Annotated in this window: 1 pseudogene; it reads left to right on the top strand. The window is 62.7% G+C overall.

Annotated elements, in window-relative coordinates:
* Positions 1–783, top strand: a pseudogene (locus I5W_RS07535) (chromosome segregation SMC family protein); the annotation flags it as partial.
* Positions 784–818: the final 35 nt, after the last annotated feature.

The following is an 818-nucleotide window of genomic DNA, read 5'->3' as shown; positions in this document are numbered from 1 at the left end:
AAGGAGCAGGCGGCACGCTGACCAGGGGAACAGTTCTCCGAAGCGCTGGCCCAGACCCAGGCCGACGAAGCCGCCTTGTCCGAGAAGCTCACCAGCGACATGCGCCCGTCCTATCTGCAAGGCGAAGTGACCCGCCTGACCAACGCCATTGCGGCGTTGGGCGCGGTCAACCTGGCCGCGCTGGACGAACTGGCCACCGCTTCCGAGCGCAAGCACTTCCTCGATGCCCAGCACGCCGACCTGAACGAAGCCATCACCACGCTGCAGGATGCGATCCACAAGATCGACATGGAAACCCGCGACCTGCTGCAGGACACCTTCGACAAGGTGAATCACCACTTCTCGGAACTGTTCCCAGTGCTCTTCGGCGGTGGCCAGGCCAAGCTCATCATGACCGGCGACGAAATCCTGGATTCCGGGGTGCAGGTCATGGCACAGCCACCGGGCAAGAAGAACGCCACCATCCACCTCCTCTCCGGTGGGGAAAAGGCGCTCACGGCAACAGCCCTGGTGTTCTCCATGTTCCAGCTGAACCCGGCACCGTTCTGCTTGCTCGATGAGGTGGACGCGCCGCTGGACGATGCCAACACCGAGCGCTTCGCCAACATGGTCAAGCGCATGTCGGATCACACCCAGTTCCTCTTCATCTCGCACAACAAGATCGCCATGGAAATGGCGCAGCAACTGATCGGGGTGACCATGCAGGAACAGGGGGTCTCGCGTATCGTGGCGGTGGACATGGAGTCGGCCGCCAACTTCTCCAGCGCCGAACAGGCCGCCTGATGGGTTGTGCTGGCTTGGCCTGGGGCTTGTCGGCT

This window comes from Herbaspirillum sp. B65 (genome assembly GCF_000333555.1).
Lineage (GTDB): Bacteria > Pseudomonadota > Gammaproteobacteria > Burkholderiales > Burkholderiaceae_D > Herbaspirillum > Herbaspirillum rubrisubalbicans.
This window is presented reverse-complemented; position numbering and strand designations above follow the sequence as displayed.